The 14653-nt window shown below is 66.4% G+C and carries 18 protein-coding genes; 2 read left to right on the forward strand and 16 right to left on the reverse strand.

Features of this window, described 5'->3' with window-relative positions:
- Positions 1 to 149 precede the first annotated feature (149 nt).
- From MVF76_RS04235 to MVF76_RS04260, 6 genes are all read right to left on the reverse strand, one after another.
- Entirely contained in the window at positions 150 to 530 is a 381-nt protein-coding gene (locus MVF76_RS04235; RefSeq protein WP_297527547.1) for a ClpXP protease specificity-enhancing factor, read from the reverse strand.
- Between the two features lie 141 nt (positions 531 to 671).
- The gene (sspA, locus tag MVF76_RS04240; RefSeq protein ID WP_297527548.1) at positions 672 to 1298 is read right to left on the reverse strand and encodes a stringent starvation protein SspA; all 627 of its coding nucleotides are present in this window, start codon (positions 1296 to 1298) and stop codon (positions 672 to 674) included.
- Positions 1299 to 1407: 109 nt separating this feature from the next.
- Positions 1408 to 2151 (reverse strand): cytochrome c1, encoded by a 744-nt coding sequence (locus MVF76_RS04245; protein WP_317622927.1) that lies wholly within the window; start codon positions 2149 to 2151, stop codon positions 1408 to 1410.
- Positions 2151 to 3401, reverse strand: a complete 1251-nt coding sequence (locus tag MVF76_RS04250) for a cytochrome b (protein WP_297527549.1) — start codon at positions 3399 to 3401, stop codon at positions 2151 to 2153. Before MVF76_RS04250 ends, MVF76_RS04245 begins: the two co-directional genes overlap by 1 nt.
- Complete coding sequence (gene petA / locus MVF76_RS04255) at positions 3401 to 3991, reverse strand: ubiquinol-cytochrome c reductase iron-sulfur subunit (RefSeq protein WP_297527550.1); 591 nt, start codon at positions 3989 to 3991, stop codon at positions 3401 to 3403. The genes MVF76_RS04250 and petA overlap by 1 nt, the downstream gene beginning before the upstream one ends.
- Positions 3992 to 4173: 182 nt before the next feature.
- Positions 4174 to 4929, reverse strand: coding sequence for a Nif3-like dinuclear metal center hexameric protein (locus MVF76_RS04260; protein ID WP_317622928.1), 756 nt, complete (start codon positions 4927 to 4929; stop codon positions 4174 to 4176).
- Between the two features lie 77 nt (positions 4930 to 5006).
- On the opposite strand from MVF76_RS04260, the gene MVF76_RS04265 reads away from it, so the two are divergent.
- Positions 5007 to 6161, forward strand: a complete 1155-nt coding sequence (locus tag MVF76_RS04265; RefSeq protein ID WP_297527551.1) for a Do family serine endopeptidase — start codon at positions 5007 to 5009, stop codon at positions 6159 to 6161.
- 358 nt (positions 6162 to 6519) lie between these two features.
- On the opposite strand, the gene hisC is transcribed toward MVF76_RS04265, so the two are convergent.
- The 10 genes from hisC to MVF76_RS04315 form a co-directional block, all read right to left on the reverse strand.
- A complete protein-coding gene (hisC, locus tag MVF76_RS04270; RefSeq protein WP_297527552.1) occupies positions 6520 to 7608 on the reverse strand; it encodes a histidinol-phosphate transaminase in 1089 nt (362 codons plus the stop codon).
- Entirely contained in the window at positions 7601 to 8914 is a 1314-nt protein-coding gene (gene hisD / locus MVF76_RS04275; RefSeq protein ID WP_297527553.1) for a histidinol dehydrogenase, read from the reverse strand. Before hisD ends, hisC begins: the two co-directional genes overlap by 8 nt.
- Before the next feature lie 16 nt (positions 8915 to 8930).
- A complete protein-coding gene (hisG, locus tag MVF76_RS04280; RefSeq protein WP_297527554.1) occupies positions 8931 to 9569 on the reverse strand; it encodes an ATP phosphoribosyltransferase in 639 nt (212 codons plus the stop codon).
- A 16-nt stretch (positions 9570 to 9585) separates the two neighbouring features.
- Positions 9586 to 10845: a UDP-N-acetylglucosamine 1-carboxyvinyltransferase gene (gene murA, locus MVF76_RS04285; RefSeq protein ID WP_297527555.1), complete on the reverse strand. Its 1260-nt coding sequence runs from the start codon at positions 10843 to 10845 to the stop codon at positions 9586 to 9588.
- 7 nt (positions 10846 to 10852) lie between these two features.
- Positions 10853 to 11092 (reverse strand): BolA family protein, encoded by a 240-nt coding sequence (locus tag MVF76_RS04290; RefSeq protein ID WP_297527556.1) that lies wholly within the window; start codon positions 11090 to 11092, stop codon positions 10853 to 10855.
- Between the two features lie 94 nt (positions 11093 to 11186).
- Positions 11187 to 11495: an STAS domain-containing protein gene (locus tag MVF76_RS04295; protein WP_297527557.1), complete on the reverse strand. Its 309-nt coding sequence runs from the start codon at positions 11493 to 11495 to the stop codon at positions 11187 to 11189.
- Complete coding sequence (locus tag MVF76_RS04300; protein ID WP_297527558.1) at positions 11492 to 12097, reverse strand: MlaC/ttg2D family ABC transporter substrate-binding protein; 606 nt, start codon at positions 12095 to 12097, stop codon at positions 11492 to 11494. The genes MVF76_RS04295 and MVF76_RS04300 overlap by 4 nt, the downstream gene beginning before the upstream one ends.
- Positions 12094 to 12570: an outer membrane lipid asymmetry maintenance protein MlaD gene (gene mlaD / locus MVF76_RS04305; protein WP_297527559.1), complete on the reverse strand. Its 477-nt coding sequence runs from the start codon at positions 12568 to 12570 to the stop codon at positions 12094 to 12096. The genes MVF76_RS04300 and mlaD overlap by 4 nt, the downstream gene beginning before the upstream one ends.
- A 39-nt stretch (positions 12571 to 12609) precedes the next feature.
- Complete coding sequence (mlaE, locus tag MVF76_RS04310; protein ID WP_297527560.1) at positions 12610 to 13389, reverse strand: lipid asymmetry maintenance ABC transporter permease subunit MlaE; 780 nt, start codon at positions 13387 to 13389, stop codon at positions 12610 to 12612.
- A gap of 3 nt (positions 13390 to 13392) precedes the next feature.
- Positions 13393 to 14223: an ABC transporter ATP-binding protein gene (locus MVF76_RS04315; RefSeq protein WP_297527561.1), complete on the reverse strand. Its 831-nt coding sequence runs from the start codon at positions 14221 to 14223 to the stop codon at positions 13393 to 13395.
- 230 nt (positions 14224 to 14453) lie between these two features.
- Between MVF76_RS04315 and MVF76_RS04320 the strand changes: the two genes are divergently transcribed.
- Positions 14454 to 14639 (forward strand): hypothetical protein, encoded by a 186-nt coding sequence (locus tag MVF76_RS04320; RefSeq protein ID WP_297527562.1) that lies wholly within the window; start codon positions 14454 to 14456, stop codon positions 14637 to 14639.
- Positions 14640 to 14653 lie beyond the last annotated feature (14 nt).

Raw genomic sequence — 14653 nt, forward strand, 5'->3', positions numbered from 1 at the left:
AAGGGGCAATCAACGTCCCCGTTCCGCTGACCCGGACGCTGAACGGCCATTACCGTGGATTCAGTGGATACCGTGGCTATCATGCATGGTGGATGCTGTGCCACACGGCTGTCGGGCAGCCCGGCAATATCCACCAGGCCGCCGCGCGCTTACTTCACGACCTTGAGCGCGGGCCGGCCACCGCCGGCACCGTCATCGCCCTGCGGCGGCGGCTCGTCGCCCTCTTCCTCGTTGAACATCATGCCGCGGCCGTTTTCCTGGGCATAGATGGCCAGCACGGCACGGGTGGGGATGAGCACCTGCCAGGGCGTGCCCTGGAATCGCGCACTGAAAGTGATCTCGTCGTTGCCGAGATGCAGGCCATGAACGGCCTGCGGATTGATGTTGAGCACGATCTTGCCGTTCTCGACAAACTGGCGGGGCACCTCGACGCCGGGCGCATCGGCATCCACCAGCAGATAGGGCGTCAGGCCATTGTCGAGTATCCACTCGTTGATGGCCCGCAGCAGATAGGGACGGCTGGGCGTCATCGGCCTGCCGCGGCCAGCCCCGCATACTGCATCGAGGGCTGCGGATGATGGCGGATCTGCAGCCGGACCCGAGATGCACTCTGGAACAAGGGGACTGAAATCCGGTTCATCGCCTGCTTCCGCCTCGGTGCAATTTTCGGGCTAGTCCCGCATCTCGCGCTCGGCCTCGGTGAGACTCTCGCGGAAGGATTCCCGTGAAAAAATGCGCTCGGCATAGTCGAGCACGGGCTTCGCCTGCCTGGGCAGATCGACCCGCAGCGCCGGCAGCCGCCACAGCAGCGGCGCGACGTAGCAGTCGACCAGGCTGAATTCCTCGTTCAGAAAGAACGGCATGGCGGCGAACACCTCGGCGCTGGAGGCTATGCTCTCACGCAGCATCTTGCGCGCCCTGGCCGCGGCCTTCTCGCCCTTGTTCTCGATTTCCTCGAGCAGGCCGTACCAGTCCGTCTCGATGCGGTGCATGGCCAGGCGCGCCTTGGCACGCGATACAGGGTCCACCGGCATCAGCGGAGGATGCGGGAAACGCTCGTCCAGATACTCCATGATGACGCGCGAATCATAGAGCACCAGCTCCCGGTCCACCAGCGTGGGCACGGACTGGTAGGGATTGAGATCGATCAGATCTTCCGGCTTGTTGTCCGGATCGATGTTGACGATCTCGACCGTAATACCCTTTTCCGCCAGCACCATGCGAGCACGATGGCTGTACGGACAGGTCGGATTGGAATAGAGCGTCATCACCGAACGACGGTTGGCAACCACTGCCATGCGATCCCTCCCAGACGGCACACATCGCTCTTGCCGAGCGAATCAAAACACAATGAGCCGGGGCGGGTCAGGCCCGCCACCGGCTCTTCACGGGTTCCGGAAACGCCGCTCAATGGACGTCTTTCCAGTACTCCTTCTTGAGGAAGTAGGCAAACACGAACAGCACGGCCAGGAACAGCAGCACCCAGATGCCGATGCGCTTGCGTTCCAGCTGCACGGGCTCGCCCATGTAGGACAGGAAGGCCACCAGATCGCGGGCCGCCTGCTCGTACTCGGCCGGGGTCATGCTGCCTTCGCTGACCAGTTCCAGTTTCTCGATCTCCTGCTTCTCGTGCCCGTCGGCATCGGTCACCGTCTTGTAGACCGGCTTCTGCCAGCCCTGCAGTTCCCACAGCACGTGCGGCATGCCGACATTGGGGAAGCGCCAGTTGTTGACGCCGAAGGGACGGCTGTCGTCCAGGTAGAAGGTCAGCAGATAGGTGTAGAGCCAGTCCTCGCCCCGCACCCGTGCCACCAGGGTCAGATCGGGCGGCGGCGCGCCGAACCACGCCTTGGCTTCCTTCGGATCCATGGCGATGGTCATCTGCTCGCCGATCTTCTCGCTGGCAAACATGAGATTGTCGATGACCTGCTGGTCGGTCAGCCCCAGATCGCGCGCCATGCGGTTATAGCGCTGATACTGGGCGGAGTGGCAACTCAGGCAGTAGTTCACGAACAGCCGCGCACCCCGCTGCAGTGACTGCTTGTTGCTGACATCCACGTCCGCCTTGTACAGCGGCAGGTGCCCCCCGCCGGCAGCCATCGCCAGCGCCGGGAAAAAGGCAATAACGAAGCTCAGGATCATCTTTTTCATTAGTGCGTCACCCTTTCCGGTACCGGCTTGGTCTTGTCGATCTTGGTGTAGATGGGCATCAGCAGGAAGAAGGCAAAGTAGTAGGCGGTGCAGACCTGTGCCAGCAGCGTCTTGCCCGGAGTCGCCGGCTGGGTACCGAGATAGCCCAGAACGACGAAGGCCACCACGAACAGCGCCAGTGCACCCTTGAACAGCGGCCCCTTGTAGCGGATGGACTTCACCGGACTGCGATCCAGCCAGGGCAGGAAGAACAGGATGACTACCGCGGCACCCATCGCGGCCACGCCCGGGAAGGCGGAGCCGGCAATCGAAGGCACCGCACGTAGGATGGCGTAGAAAGGCGTGAAGTACCAGACGGGCGCGATGTGCTCGGGCGTCTTCAGCGGATTGGCCGCCTCGAAGTTGGGATGCTCAAGGAAGAAGCCGCCCATTTCCGGCGCGAAAAACACCACCGCAGAGAAGAACATCAGGAACACCACCACGCCGACGATGTCCTTCACCGTGTAATAGGGGTGGAAGGGAATACCGTCCAGAGGAACACCATTCGCGTCCTTCTTCTGCTTGATCTCGATGCCGTCGGGGTTGTTCGAACCCACCTCGTGCAGGGCCATGATGTGCGCCACGATCAGGCCGATCAGCACCAGCGGCACGGCGATGACATGGAATGCAAAGAAGCGGTTGAGCGTCGCGTCTGCCACCACATAGTCACCGCGAATCCACAGCGCCAGGTCGTCACCGATGACCGGAATGGCCGCGAACAGGTTGATGATTACCTGCGCGCCCCAGTAGGACATCTGTCCCCAGGGCAGCAGATAGCCGAAGAAGGCCTCGGCCATCAGGCACAGGTAGATCAGCATGCCGAAGATCCAGATCAGCTCACGCGGCTTGCGGTAGGAACCGTAGAGCAGCCCCCGGAACATGTGCAGGTAGACCACCACGAAGAAGGCCGATGCTCCGGTCGAATGGATGTAGCGTATCAGCCAGCCCCAGTCCACATCGCGCATGATGTACTCGACCGAGGCAAAGGCACGCTCCGCGTCCGGCTTGAAATTCATGGTGAGGAAAATGCCGGAGACGATCTGGATAACCAGCACCAGCAGCGCCAGCGAGCCGAAGAAGTACCAGAAATTGAAGTTCTTGGGGGCGTAGTACTTCGCCAGATGTTCGTTCCAGAGTTGGCTCAGGGGGAAGCGGGCATCGATCCAGCCGAGAATGCCGCCCTGCCACTTTTCAGTGCTCGAACCAGCCATTACGCAGCTCCTTGATCTTCACCGACCAGAATCACGGTCTTGCCAATGTAACGGTGCGGCGGCACCACCAGGTTCTTCGGCGCCGGCACGCCCTTGAAGACACGGCCGGCAAGGTCGAACTTGGAACCATGGCAGGGGCAGAAGAAGCCGCCCTTCCAGTCCTTGCCCAGATCGTCCGGGGCAACCTCGGGCCGATAGGTCGGCGAACAGCCCAGGTGGGTGCAGATACCCACCAGCACAAGGATCTCGGGCTTGATGGAGCGGTACTCGTTCTTCGCGTACTCGGGCTGCTGCGGCATTTCCGAAGCGGGATCGAGAACGACGGGATCCATTTCCTTGAGCAGGCCCAGCATCTCGTCGGTGCGCCTGACGATCCACACCGGCTTGCCGCGCCACTCGACGTTGATCTTCTGGCCCGGTTCCAGCTTGCTGATGTCCACCTCGACCGGGGCACCGGCGGCCTGGGCGCGTGCGCTGGGCATCATGGACTTGACGAAGGGTACGGCGACAAAGACCGCCCCGACGCCGCCAACCACCGTGGTCGCCGCAGTCAGGAAGCGGCGTCGGCTGGTATCTACGCCATCACTCATTGAACGGATCTCCAGATTTGGTTACCCAAGAATTCGGTTCGGATCGGGCCCGGAACTGGCGGGACATTGTAGACGATCCCCCCGCCCGGCATTTGACGTGGATCAGGCAGCCAGCCGGGGCGGGTCTCGCAAAGGCCGGAATTTTCCAACAACAGGGGCGCGAGGTCAAACGCGGGGCGCGCTCAGACGGGCACGTAGAGATCGATAAATCGGTGATCCAGATCGAACTTCCGGGCCAGATGTTCCCCCAGGGCACGCGGGCCGTGGCGCTCGGTGACATGATGGCCGGCGGCCAGAAACTGGATGCCGCGTTCGGCAGCCACATGAGCGGTGGGCTCGGATACCTCGCCGCTGATGAAGGCATCCAGCCCCAGATCGGCGGCGGCGTCGATAAAGGACTGGGCTGCGCCGGTGCACCAGCCCAGCCGGCGGATGGGGCCACGTGGCCCCAGATGCAGTGGCGGGTGACCCAGTCGGACCCGCAGCCGTTCCATCAGCGCCTCGGTGGCCAGCGGCTCCGCCAGCTCGCCCCAGCAGGCCAGCGCGGGCCCGCCCGGCAGACCGAAGTGGCCGGATACCGGAAGCTCCAGCAACCGCGCCAGCCGGGCATTGTTGCCCAGCTCGGGATGGGCATCCAGGGGCAGGTGGTAGGCCAGCAGGTTCATGTCCGCGGCCAGCAGGGCGCCAATGCGGCGGCGTTTCATGCCGGTGATGCGCGCATCCTCGCCCTTCCAGAAGAAGCCGTGATGGACCAGCAGCAGATCGGCCTCGGCCGCCACCGCCGCGTCGATCAGTGCCTGGCTGGCGGTGACGCCGGAGACGATGCGGCGGATCTCCTCGCGCCCCTCGACTTGCAGGCCGTTGGGACAGTAGTCGCTGAAACCCGCGACATCGAGCAGCGTGTCACAGTAGCTCACCAGTTCGTCCCGTTTCACCACGCCCCTGCCCTCCACAACATGGATTCCCGGCCCGAATCATGCTCAAATCGGACCCCCGTCAACAGCCTACCCCACTCATGAAACTGCGCAACCTGATCGGCTTCCTGTTCCAGTCCCTGTTCGTCGGCCTGCTCGCCGCCGTGGCGCTGTTCCTGATCAAGCCCGAACTGTTCCGCGGCAACGGTGCCGTGGTCGAGGTGCACGAAGCGGCCCCCGCGCCCCGCCCGGCGGTCGCCAGCGGCCCGGTGTCCTATGCCGACGCCGTGGACCGCGCCGCGCCGGCGGTGGTGAACATCTACACCGCCAAGGTGGTCACCGAACCCGGCAACCCGCTGTTCAACGATCCCCTGTTCCGCTATTTCTTCGGCGACCGCTTCTCCGGTGCGCGCAAGCGGCTGCAGACCAGCCTGGGTTCCGGTGTCATCCTCAGCCCCCAGGGTTATCTGCTTACCAACCACCATGTGGTCAAGGGTGCCGACCAGATCCAGGTCCTGCTGGCCGACGGCCGCGGCCTGGCCGCGGAGGTGGTGGGCTCCGACCCCGATACCGATCTCGCCGTGCTGCGCATCGAGGCCGACGATCTGCCCAGCATCGTCATCGGCGATTCCGAGGCGCTGCGGGTGGGCGACGTGGTGCTGGCCATCGGCAACCCCTTTGGCGTAGGCCAGACGGTCACCCAGGGCATCGTCAGCGCCACCGGCCGCAACCAGCTCGGGCTGAACACCTTCGAGAACTTCATCCAGACCGATGCCGCCATCAACCCGGGCAACTCCGGCGGCGCCCTGGTCAATGCCTTCGGCGAACTGGTCGGGATCAACACCGCCATCTTCAGCCGCTCCGGCGGTTCCCAGGGCATCGGCTTCGCCATCCCCGTGAGCCTGGCGCGCGGGGTGATGGAACAGATCATCGAGCACGGCCGCGTGGTGCGCGGCTGGCTGGGCATCGAGGCCCAGGACCTCACCCCCGCGCTGGCCGAGTCCTTCGGCCTGGACCGGCCGCGCGGCATGCTCATCGCCGGCGTGCTGCGCGGCGGGCCGGCCGACCGCGCCGGCCTGGAACCCGGCGACCTGGTACTGGAGATCGACGGCAAGCCCGTCGCCAATGCCCGCGACGCCATGAACCGCATCGCCCAGACTCCGCCCGGCAGCCGGGTCGGGCTCTCGATCCTGCGCGGCGGCCAGCCCCTGCAACTCGAGGCCCGCATCGGCCAGCGGCCGCAGATGCGGCCCTGATGCAGCTCGAAGATCAAGAGCGCCACTGAATCCACTGAAGGCACGGAAAAGAGGCAAGGGACCAGCCGGTCGCGTGATCCGACAGGTACCTGGATGCGCCAACCTGGTCGATTTCGCCCGACACACGCCAGGCAACAATCGACTTTCAGTGGTTTCGGCGGGTTCCGTGGCTATCGATTGGCCTTGCCCTGAAGAGCGCCACGGAATCCACCGAAGGCACGGAAAAGAAGCAAAGGACCAGCCGGTCGCGTGATATGACAGGTACCTGGATGCGCCAACCTGGTTGATTTTGCGCGACACACGCCAGGCGACAATCGGTCTTCAGTGGTTTCGGTGGGTTCCGTGGCTATCGATTTTTTCAGGCCAGGCAGGACTGCAAGGCCTCGAGGAAGGCCCGGTTTTCCTCGGGCGTACCGACCGTCACCCGCAGGCAATCGGCGAGCGCACCACCGGCGCCGTTCAGGTTCTTGATCAGCACGCCCCGTTCGAGCAGGCCTCGGTGGATGGCATCGGCGCGCCCGGCCGGCAGCCGGAACAGGATGAAGTTGGCCTCGGAGGGGAAGGGCTCGATGCCGGGCAGCGCGGCCAGGGCCTCGAACAGCAGGCCACGATCGCGGCGGATGGCCGCGGTCTGTTCGTCGAGCACCGCGCGGTGCTCGAGCGCGAACTCGGCGCTGACCTGGGTGAGCACGTTGATGTTGTAGGGCAGCCGCGTCTTGTCGATCTCGGCCAGCCATTCGGGCGCGCCGATCAACATGCCCAGCCGCAATCCGGCGAGTCCCGTCTTGGACAGGGTGCGCAGGAGGAGTAGGTTGTCGTATTCCGCCAGCGCATCGACAAAGCTGTCGCGGGCAAAGGCGGCATAGGCCTCGTCCACCACCACGATGCCCGGCGCGGCCTCGATGACGGCGCGCATGGCCTCGGTATCGAACAGGTTGCCGGTGGGGTTGTTGGGATAGGCCAGGAACACCAGCGCCGGCTGTTCGCGCTCGATGGCCTCGTGCATGGCCGGCAGGTCCAGTGCAAAGCCCTCGCCCAGCGGCACGCCGACATAGCGCAGACCGATGATCTCGGCCAGCATCCGGTACATGACGAAGGTCGGTTCCGGGGCCAGCACCGTTCGCCCCGGTTCGGCCACGGCCAGGATCAGCATCTGGATCAGCTCGTCGGAGCCGTTGCCCAGCAGGATATCCATGCCGGGCGGCATGTCCATGGCCTCGCCCAGCCGCCGGCGCAGGGCGCGGGCGGCAGGATCGGGATAGCGGTTGAGGCTGACCTGGCGCAGCCGCTCCAGCCAGGCATCGACCAGGGTCTCCGGCCAGCGGTAGGGATTCTCCATGGCATCCAGCTTGATGGCACTGCCGGGATCGGGGACATGATAGGCGGACAGCCGCCGCACCTCCGGCCGGATCCAGCGCGCCACCCGCTCCGCGCGACCGTCAGTCATCGTCGCCCTCGCCCAGCCGGTACTCGGCGGAACGCGCGTGCGCGGTCAGTCCCTCGCCCCGCGCCAGCACCGAGGCGGTGCGGCCCAGATCGGCCGCGCCCCCGGGCGAGCAGAAGATCAGGCTGGAGCGTTTCTGGAAGTCGTACACGCCCAGCGGCGAGGAGAAGCGCGCGGTGCGCGAGGTCGGCAGCACATGATTGGGGCCGGCGCAGTAGTCGCCCAGCGCCTCGGCGGTATAACGGCCCATGAAGATGGCGCCGGCGTGACGGATGCGCGGCAGCAGGGCCTCGGGGTCGGCGACCGAGAGTTCGAGGTGCTCGGGAGCGATGAAGTTGGCGACCTCGGCGGCCTCGTCGAGGTCACGCACCTGGATCAGCGCGCCGCGCCGGGTCAGCGAGGCGCGGATGATGTCGGCGCGTTCCATCTCCGGCAGCAGGCGCTCGATGCTGGCGCGCACGGCATCGAGGAACCCGGCATCGGGACTGATCAGCAGCGGCTGGGCATCCTCGTCGTGCTCGGCCTGCGAGAACAGGTCCATGGCGATCCAGTCCGGGTCGGTGCCGCCGTCGCAGATGACCAGGATTTCGGAAGGACCGGCGATCATGTCGATGCCGACGGTCCCGAACACCATGCCCTTGGCAGTGGCGACGTAGATGTTGCCGGGACCGACGATCTTGTCCACCTGCGGCACCGTCTCGGTGCCATAGGCCAGCGCCGCCACGGCCTGGGCGCCGCCGATGGCGAAGATGCGGTCGACGCCGGCGATGGCGGCAGCCGCCAGCACCAGGTCGTTCACCTCGCCATCCGGGGTCGGCACCACCATGATGACCTCGGGCACGCCGGCGACCTTGGCCGGCACCGCATTCATCAGCACCGAGGACGGATAGGCGGCCTTGCCACCGGGCACGTACAGGCCCACCCGGTCCAGCGGCGTGACCTGCTGGCCGAGCACGGTGCCGTCGGCCTCGGTGTAGGTCCAGGATTCGAGCTTCTGGTGTTCGGCATAGGCGCGGATGCGCTCTGCGGCCCGGGCCAGGGCCTCACGCTGCGACTCGGGTATGGCGGCCAGCGCCTGCTCGATCCTTGCCGTGCCGATTTCCAGCGCCGCCATGTCCTCGGCCTCGAGGCGGTCGAAACGGCGGGTGTACTCGACCACGGCCGCATCGCCGCGGGCACGCACGTCGGCAAGGATGTCGCGCACCCGCTGCTGCACCTCGGCATCGGACACGCCCTCCCAGGCCAGCAGGTTCTCCAGTTCCGGCCAGAAGCCGGCATCGGCGGTGTTGAGCTGTCGCAGTTCGATCATGGAGATGCTCCCGGCCTCAGGCGGCCTGGCTAACCGCCTCGCGCAGACGGTCCACCAGCGCGGTGATGGCGGCGTGTTTCATCTTCATCGCGGCCTTGTTCACGATCAGCCGGGAACTGATGTCGGCAATGTGCTCGAGCGGCACCAGGCCGTTGGCCTTGAGGGTGTTGCCGGTATCGACCAGGTCCACGATCAGGTCGGCGAGCCCGACCAGCGGCGCCAGCTCCATGGAGCCGTAGAGCTTGATGATCTCCACCTGCCGTCCCTGCGCCGCGTAGTGGCGGCGCGCGCTCTCCACGTACTTGGTGGCGATGCGCAGCCGTCCCGGCCCCTCGCCCGCACCCGGGCGGCCAGCCACCATCAGCCGGCAGCGCGCGATGCCGAGATCCAGCGGCTCGTACAGGCCGTTGCCGCCGTGTTCGAGCAGTACGTCCTTGCCGGCGATACCCAGATCGGCGGCGCCCAGCTCGACATAGGTGGGCACATCGGTGGTACGGATGATGACCAGCTTCACCTCGGGCACGCTGGTGTCGAGGATCAGCTTGCGGCTGGTGGCCGGATCGTCCAGCGGCTCTATGCCGGCATGGGCGAGCAGCGGCAACGCGTCCTTGAAGATGCGGCCCTTGGAAACGGCGATGGTCAGCGGCTGGCTCATGAATCCTCCCCGGCCCTCAGGACGGCACCCGGCGGATGCGGGCACCCAACTGGGCAAGCTTTTCCTCGATGCATTCATAACCGCGGTCGATGTGGTAGATGCGGTCGACACAGGTGTCGCCATCCGCCACCAGACCGGCCAGCACCAGGCTGGCCGAGGCCCGCAGGTCAGTGGCCATGACCGGTGCGCCGGTCAGACGCGCCACGCCGCGGGTGATGGCGGTGTTGCCCTCCACGCGCACGTCCGCGCCCATGCGCTGCATCTCCTGGATGTGCATGAAGCGGTTCTCGAACACCGTCTCGGTAATGGTACCGGCGCCCTCGGCCACCGCATTCAGCGCCGTGAACTGCGCCTGCATGTCGGTGGGAAAGGCCGGATAGGGCGCGGTGCGCAGGTTCACCGCCCGCGGCCGGCGGCCTTCCATGTCGAGGCTGATCCAGTCCTCGCCGGTCTCGATTGTCGCACCTGCCTCGCGCAGCGCCTGCAAGGTCGCATCCATGATGTCGGGGCGCGTGTCCTTGACCTTGACCCGGCCGCCGGTGATGGCGGCTGCCACCAGATAGGTGCCGGTCTCGATACGATCGGGCAATACCCGGTAACGGGTACCGGACAGGGACTCGACCCCCTGGATGTGCAGGGTGTCGGTGCCGGCCCCCTCGATGCGCGCCCCCATGGCATTGAGGCAGTTGGCCAGATCGGTGACCTCGGGCTCGCGAGCGGCATTCTCGATCACCGTCTCGCCCTCGGCCAGTGCCGCGGCCATCATCAGGTTCTCGGTGCCGGTCACCGTGACCAGCTCCATCACCAGCCGGCTGCCCCTCAGACGATCGGCGCGGGCACGGATATAACCGCCCTCGACGCGGATGTCCGCGCCCATGGCCTCCAGTCCCTTGATGTGCAGGTTGACCGGCCGCGAACCGATGGCGCAGCCCCCCGGCAGCGACACGTCGGCGCGGCCGTAGCGCGCCAGCAGCGGACCCAGCACCAGGATCGAGGCGCGCATGGTCTTGACCAGCTCGTAGGGCGCCCGGAACTCACGGATGGAACGCGGATCGGCCTCGATGTTCATGCGCTCGTCGACCACCAGACCCACGCCCATGCGGCCCAGCAGTTCCATGGTGGTGGTGACATCGTGAAGGTGGGGGACGTTGGCGACCACCATGGGGCCGTCGGCGAGCAGGGTCGCCGCCAGGATCGGGAGCACCGCATTCTTGGCACCGGAAATGCGGATCTCGCCCTCGAGGCGGGCGCCGCCGGTAATGATCAGCTTGTCCATGGGCGCCCTACTGGATGCGCCGGGCCCAGTCTTCGGGCGTGTAGGTGCGCAGCGCCAGGGCATGGATCTCGCCCTGGAAGCGGTCGCCCAGTGCCGCATAGACCTGCTGGTGTTGCTTCACCGGAGACAGCCCGCGAAAGGATTCGCTGACCACGGTCGCCTCGAAATGGTCCCCTTCCCCGGTCACCGTCACCTCGGCATCCGGCAGGGCCTCCTGGATCAGCTTCTTGACGTCTTCGGCCTGCATGGCTTCCTCGCGAATCGGGATCCCGGCACCGGCAGTCGGCACCCAAAGGGAGGAATGATAGCGAAATCGGACGCGCCGGGTAAGCGCCACGGACTCAGCCGCGCCCCAGGGGCAGGACCCGGTCCAGACTGGCCGCCCGCGCGATCTCCAGCATCTGCGGTGGCAGGTTGAGAAAACGCACCGCCCGCCCTGCCCGCCGAGCCCGGCGCATCCACTCGATCAGCAGCGCCAGGCCGGCACTGTCGGCCCGCTCGACCCCGCTCAGATCGAACACCAGGGTCCCCTCGCCGGCGTCGAACAGCGGTTCGGTCCCGGCCAGTGCCGAGGTGACCGTGGCGAAGCCCAGCTCGCCCCCGACCCGGACCCGTCCATCCGGTGCCGCTTCGATGACCAGCCCATTCACAGGGTCCCGTCCCGGTTGCGCTCGGCGAGCCGGGCGATCAGACCGTCCAGCCCCCGTTGCCTGATCTCGGCGGCAAAGGTGCTGCGGTAGTTGGTGACCAGGCTGACGCCATTGATGGCCACGTCGTAGACCTTCCACTCACTGCCGTCCCAGTACATGCGGTAGTCGATGGGAATGGGCGGCCCGCCGGGCTGGACGACCTCGGTCCGCACGGTCGCGTCGGACGCGCCCTCCGGCAGCTTCAGCGGCAGGTAATGGATCTCCTGGTCGGTGTAGTCCAGCAGGGCCGTGCTGTAGGTGCGCACCAGCAGGGTCCGGAACTCGGAGGTGAAGCGTTCCCTTTCCTCGGGCGTGGCCCTGCGCCAGTACTTGCCCAGTACCCACTGCGCCATGCGCCGGAAGTCGAAATGCGGCAACACGATGTCCTCGACCAGGCCATACAACCGCGCCGGCTCGGCCTCGATCAGGCTGCGTTCGGCCCGCAACCGGTCGAGCATCTGTTCCGAGGTGCTGCGCACCACCTCCAGCGGCGACACCGGCGCGGCGAGGGCGGGGTTCCAGCCGAGCAGCGCCAGCAGCAGAAGAAAACCACGCCGGTTCATGGCGCGCCTCCCCCGGCCGCCTTGCCGTAGAGGAACTGGCCGATGATCTGCTCCAGCACCAGCGCCGACTGGGTGAGCCTGATCTCGTCCCCTTCCTTGAGGACCTCGGCCGCGCCGCCGGGTTCCAGCCCGACGTACTGCTCGCCGAGCAGACCGGCGGTGTAGATCTGGGCGGAGGTATCCACGGGAAAGCGGTCATAGCGCCGGGCGATGGCCAGCGTGACCACCGCCTCGAAGGTCTCGTTGTCGAAGTCGATGGCCGCCACCCGCCCCACGCGCACCCCGGCCACCGACACCGGCGAGCGGACCTTGAGGCCGCCCACATTGTCGAAGCGGGCGGTCACCCGGTAGGTATCGTTCTCGTCGGCATAGGTGCTCAGGTTGCTGACCTTCATGGCCAGCACGAACAGCGCCGCCAGCCCGGCCGCCACGAACAGCCCGACCCCGATTTCCATTATCCTGACTCGTTCCATTGCACCCTGTGCCCCTGCGCGGCCGTCATCGGCCCCTGCCTATTCGTTGAACATGAGCGCGGTCAGCACGAAGTCCAGCCCCAGCACCGCCAGCGCCGCATGCACCACTGTGCGCGTGGTCGCCCGGCTCACCCCTTCCGACGTGGGCACGGCATCGTAGCCCTCGAACACCGCGATCCAGGTCACCACGAAACCGAACACCAGGCTCTTGATGACCCCGTTGTAGACATCCTCGTGCAGGTCCACCTTGGCCTGCATCTGCGACCAGAAGGCGCCATCGTCCACGCCCAGCAGCCCAACGCCCACGAAATAGCCGCCGGCCACGCCCACCGCGCTGAAGATGGCCGCCAGCAGCGGCAGGCTGATGAAGCCGGCCAGGAAGCGGGGCGCCACCACCCGCTTGACCGGGTCCACCGCCATCATCTCCATGCCCGAGAGCTGCTCGGTCGCCTTCATCAGGCCGATCTCGGCCGTCAGCGCCGAACCCGCGCGACCCGCGAACAGCAAGGCCGCCACCACCGGCCCCAGCTCGCGCACCAGCGACAGCGCAACCATCACGCCGAGAGACTCCTCGGCGCCGAAATCGACCAGCGTATTGTACCCCTGCAGGCCGAGCACCATGCCCACGAACAGCCCGGACACCAGGATGATCAGCAGCGACAGCACGCCGACCGAGTACAGCTCCTTGATCAGCAGCCGAAACCGCCACAGGGTCTCGGGGATGCCGCCGAGCACCGCCAGCAGGAACAGGCTGCCCCGGCCCAGCCGTTCGAAGAAGCCGAGCCCGGCCCGGCCCAGTTGCCGCAGTCCCTCCAGCATCGTTCAGGCCCCCGCCAGCAGGTCGTCGAGGTAGTCCGGCGCCGGGTAGTGGAAGGGTACCGGGCCGTCCGGCAGGCCATGCATGAACTGCATCACCCAGGGCGAGCTGGAACTGTTGAGCTGCTCCGGGGTGCCGTGATCGACCACCCGCCCCTCGGACAGCACATAGATGTGATCGGCAATGGCCGCGGTCTCCTGGACATCGTGGGAGACGATGATGGTGGTCAGGCCCAGGGCATCGTTGAGCAGGCGGATGAGCTGCACCAGCGCCCCCATGGAGATCGGGTCCTGGCCGGTGAAGGGCTCGTCGTACATGATCATCATCGGATCCAGGGCAATGGCCCGGGCCAACGCCACGCGACGCGCCATGCCGCCCGACAGCTCGCTGGGCATCAGGTCGCGCGCCCCCCGCAGGCCCACGCACTGGAGCTTCATCAGCACCAGGTCGCGGATCATGGCCTCGGGCAGATCGGTGTGCTCGCGCAACGGAAAGGCGACGTTGTCGAAGACGTTGAGATCGGTGAGCAGGGCCCCGCTCTGGAACAGCATGCCCATGCGCTTGCGCAGCCGGTAGAGCGCCCGCCGTCCGAGGTCCGGCACTGATTGACCGTCTACCTCGATCGTGCCCGCATGCGGCCGGAGCTGACCGCCGATCAGCCGCAGCAGCGTGGTCTTGCCCGTGCCGCTGGGCCCCATGATGGCGGTCACGCGCCCGCGCGGAATGTCGAGGTCAACTCCGTCAAAGATCCAGCGACTGCCCCGCGCGAACCGCAGCCCGCGCACGCGGACGAGCACATCATTCTGTTTTTCTTGGTTTTCTTCGTGGGCATCCATGTTTCTGCCTGTGTTTCGCCTGCCGCGCACCCCTGCCGGCCGCCCCTTATGGCGAAATCCCGGCTCCAGTCTTGGCCAAGCGCCCCGGGCCGTCAACCGTTGGTGTCGCCCGGACCGCAATCATGTCGTGAAAACACGACAGACACCCCGGCACCGCCTCATGATCGCCCTTGGCAGTCGCCCGCAAACGGGTATCATGCGTGCCCAGAGGTCGGCCCAGGACAATTGCCATGACTGACGTGGTCCCCTTCAAGCGCCCGCGTGCCAGCGACCGCCACAAGGGCAACACCCTGTGCCGGCGCGGTTTTCACAAGTGGGAGGTGGTCCCGGGCACGCCCTTCGACAGCCAGCGGGGCCGGCTGGTGACCCGCTACCGCTGCAAGCGCTGTGGGGCCACCCGGGTCGAGGGTCGCTGACCGCCTTTCCCGAG

It is taken from the genome of Thiohalobacter sp. (assembly GCF_027000115.1).
Classification (GTDB): domain Bacteria; phylum Pseudomonadota; class Gammaproteobacteria; order Thiohalobacterales; family Thiohalobacteraceae; genus JALTON01.